This window comes from Flavobacterium sp., assembly GCF_044361065.1.
GTDB lineage: Bacteria > Bacteroidota > Bacteroidia > Flavobacteriales > Flavobacteriaceae > Flavobacterium.
This window is the reverse complement of sequence record NZ_JBIKJI010000170.1, coordinates 1-3,971: the sequence shown is the minus strand read 5'-3', so window position 1 is coordinate 3,971 and position 3,971 is coordinate 1. Positions and strand designations below refer to the sequence as shown.

3 protein-coding genes are annotated in these 3,971 nt (G+C 30.4%); all 3 read left to right on the top strand.

The features are described 5' to 3' along the window. Window positions 1–329 precede the first annotated feature (329 nt). Entirely contained in the window at window positions 330–1,196 is an 867-nt protein-coding gene (gene lipA, locus ACIQ11_RS09270; protein ID WP_353079481.1) for a lipoyl synthase, read from the top strand. Window positions 1,197–1,284: 88 nt separating this feature from the next. Further along, window positions 1,285–2,289 carry a type I glyceraldehyde-3-phosphate dehydrogenase gene (gene gap / locus ACIQ11_RS09265; RefSeq protein ID WP_396154345.1) on the top strand — a complete coding sequence of 335 codons (1,005 nt, stop codon included), beginning with the start codon at window positions 1,285–1,287 and terminating at the stop codon, window positions 2,287–2,289. A gap of 37 nt (window positions 2,290–2,326) precedes the next feature. Continuing rightward, the coding region (locus ACIQ11_RS09260) for an ATP-binding protein (RefSeq protein ID WP_396154344.1) at window positions 2,327–3,971 on the top strand (1,645 nt) is incomplete at its 3' end.

Below are 3,971 nucleotides of genomic sequence, written 5' to 3'. Positions count from 1 at the left end.
TAAAGCATTAGAAAAAGAAGCCATTAGGGTTTTAACATCTATGAAAAAGAAATGGACACCAGGCCGCGTAAATGGCGAAGTGGTAAGAAGCGAAAAAAGACTTCCAATTCAAATAAATCTGCTTGAGGAAGAATAGAAATAGCTGAATTTTATTAAATTTTAAAGACCACATAACACTTACTTTATGTGGTCTTTTGTTTAAAAATAGTTCTAAAATCAAAATAATTAAACAAAAGTTAGCAATATGTTACAATTGAAAAATAACACTTTAAAAAAGGATTTAATTTTAATGCGTTTTGTATATTTGCGGTAGATTTTATATTCAAATTATGGCAACAGAAAGCGTATTTCCTCCTACTCCAAAACCAAAATGGTTACGCGTAAAATTACCCGTTGGACAAAAATATACTGAACTTAGAGGTTTGGTTGATAAATACAAATTAAATACCATTTGCGCTTCTGGTAGTTGTCCGAATATGGGAGAATGTTGGGGAGAAGGAACCGCAACTTTTATGATTTTAGGAAATATTTGCACCCGTTCTTGTGGATTTTGTGGCGTAAAAACAGGTCGTCCTGAAAATGTAGATTGGGAAGAACCAGAAAAAGTAGCTCGTTCCATTAAAATTATGAATATCAAACACGCTGTTATTACAAGTGTTGATCGAGACGATTTGAAAGATATGGGCACCATTATTTGGGCGGAAACTGTAAAAGCCATACGAAGAATGAATCCGAAAACTACGCTTGAAACTTTAATTCCAGATTTCCAAGGTAGTGAATCGCATTTAGACAAAATTATTGAAGTGGCTCCCGAAGTGGTTTCACATAATATTGAAACAGTAAGAAGATTAACACGCGAAGTACGTATTCAAGCAAAATACGACAAAAGCTTAGCCGTTTTAAAATATTTAAAAGAACAAGGATTGAACCGAACAAAATCGGGAATTATGCTTGGACTTGGCGAAACAGAAGAAGAAGTTATTCAAACTTTACACGATTTAAGAGCCGCAAAAGTTGATGTAGTGACTATTGGTCAATATTTACAACCAAGTAAAAAACATTTACCCGTAAAAGAATTCATCACACCTGAACAATTTGAAAAATACGAAAAAATAGGCAAAGAATTAGGTTTTATTCATGTAGAAAGTGGTCCGTTAGTGCGTTCTTCGTATCATGCTGAAAAACATATTCACTAAAATAGTTTATTCGGTTATTTGTTTTTTGTTTAGAAGCAAACCTTTTCAACAACCAATCGAATTAACAAATAAACAAACAACCTAAAAAATGAAAATACGTGTCGCTATTAATGGTTTTGGTAGAATTGGAAGAAATGTATTCCGATTATTACTCAATCATCCTAACATAGAAGTTGTGGCTGTAAATGACATTGCGGATATAAAAACTATGAGTCATTTATTGAAATATGATAGTATTCACGGTGTTTTACAACATTCTATTTCAACCGAAAATGAAACGTTATTAATTGACGAATTAAAATTTCAATTTTTCCACGAAAGTGATATTTCTAAATTACCTTGGAAAAACCTAAATATCGATTTTGTAATTGAGTCGACTGGAAAATTTAAATCTTCAGAAACTGCTGGTTTACATATTTATGCTGGAGCAAAAAAAGTAATTTTATCCGCGCCACCTGAAGATGAAACAATAAAAACTGTTGTTTTAGGTGTTAATGAAGATATTTTAGATGGTTCGGAAACTATCATATCCAATGCCAGCTGCACTACAAATAACGCAGCACCAATGCTTAAAATTATCCAAGAATTATGCGGTATTGAGCAGGCATATATTACCACGGTTCACTCCTACACTACCGACCAAAGTTTGCACGACCAACCTCATAAAGATTTAAGACGTGCCCGAGGTGCTTCGCAATCTATAATTCCAACTACGACTGGCGCTGCAAAAGCAATAACAAAAATTTTTCCGGAATTGGATGGAAAAATTGGCGGATGTGGGATTCGAGTTCCTGTTCCAGATGGTTCGTTAACCGATATTACTTTTAATGTACAGCGAAAAGTTACTATTGAGGAAATTAATTTAGCCTTTAAAAAAGCTGCTGAAAACGAATTAAAAAATATTTTAGCCTATACCGAAGACCCAATTGTATCGGTAGATATTATCGGTAATAAAAATTCGTGTGTATTTGATGCGCAACTTACTTCTGTAATTGATAAAATGGTTAAAATTGTGGGTTGGTATGATAATGAAATTGGATATTCTTCTCGTATAATTGATTTAATTCTTTTTTTATCGAAAAATAAATACTAATTTTAACAATATTAATATAGGTTTTGAATACTAAATAATGAAAAAACTCCTTTTTCTACTTACTTTTTTCTCACTATTTACTTTTTCTCAGACAAAGGAAAACAAAACTGATAGCATTACCTATTTTTTAGAATTAGCCAATTATTCTTTTGAAGAAAAATACAATTCAAAAGACGCCATAAAGTACGCTCAGAAAGCTATTGAGTATTCTAAAGCATACAAAAATCAAGAAAAACTATATGATTGTTACTATTTTTTAGGAAGCTTGTATTTAGAAACCAACAATTTTAATGAAGCTATTGTTAACTTCATAAAATGTTCTAATTACTATGAAATCAATCAAGTTCGTACTTCTAAAGTCGCTAAAATCAATTACGCGTTAGGAACCTTATATTTAGAAAAAAGAAATTTTAAGATTGCTAAATTATATTTCAACAAATCGTATTCCATTTACAATGCAATCAATTCAAACAATACTTTAGTGTTAATTGAACTTCAGAAAGGGTTAACTTTAAAAGCCAACAATAATTTAGAAGAAGCCATTCTTGTGTTTGATAATATTGCCAATACGAGCAGAGATGTAGAACCAAGTAAAATTGAAGCGCTTTATCAGCTTAGTAAAATTTATTATTCGCAGGAAGAATATGAAAAGGCATTAGATTTCTCAAAAAAAGCATTGAAATTAGTAGAAAATAATACGGTCGGAATTTCTAAAAAGAAAATATTAAACAACCTTATTTTAATTAGTGAAAAACAAGAAGATTATAAATTATCCAATTTTTATTTAAAAGAGTTTTTAACTTTAAATGAGATTAAAAACAACTCAAGTCTTGCCAATACGGATTTACTTATCAATAAAAAAGAGCACGACAATCAGTTAGAAATTGTTGAAAAACTGGAAAAAGAAAAAAACGACCAATTAAAATCCATTCGGTTTAATAAACTGATAAGTATAATGAGCATTGTCTTAATTGCCATTTTATCTCTATTGAGTTTTTCTTTATACAAGAACAATAAAATTAGAACCGTTACGAATAAACTTTTACAAGAAAAAAACGAAGAATTAACTGAACAAAAAGAAAAAGCAGAGCTCGCATCAAATGCCCGTTCGGAGTTTTTATCTACGGTAAGTCACGAGTTACGAACGCCATTAAATGCTATAAATGGAATTACGCATTTGCTCTTGCAAGAAAATCCAAAATCAACGCAATTAAATTATTTAAAATCGTTAGAGTTTTCTGGAAATTATCTTTTAAGTTTTATTAATGATATTTTGGAGATAAACAGATTGGAATCGAACACTATACATATTGAGCGAATTAATTTCAATTTAGAAGAATTAATTCAAAATATTCGTGAATCGTTTAATGGTTTTATTGAGCAAAACAATATTGATTTCAGATTAGAATTAGATTTAGAAAACCACAAAAATTTACTTGGCGATCCTACAAAATTATCTCAGATTTTAATAAATTTAATCAATAATTCCATTAAATTTACTAAAAACGGCAAAGTTACACTTTCGGTAAAAACCATAAAAGAAGAAGACGATACGATAACTTTAAATTTCATAATTCAAGATAACGGAATCGGAATACCAGAAGACAAAATTGCAAATATTTTCGATAGTTTTTCGCAAGGTTCAGTAGAAATAAACAGAACGTATGGAGGAACTGGTTTAG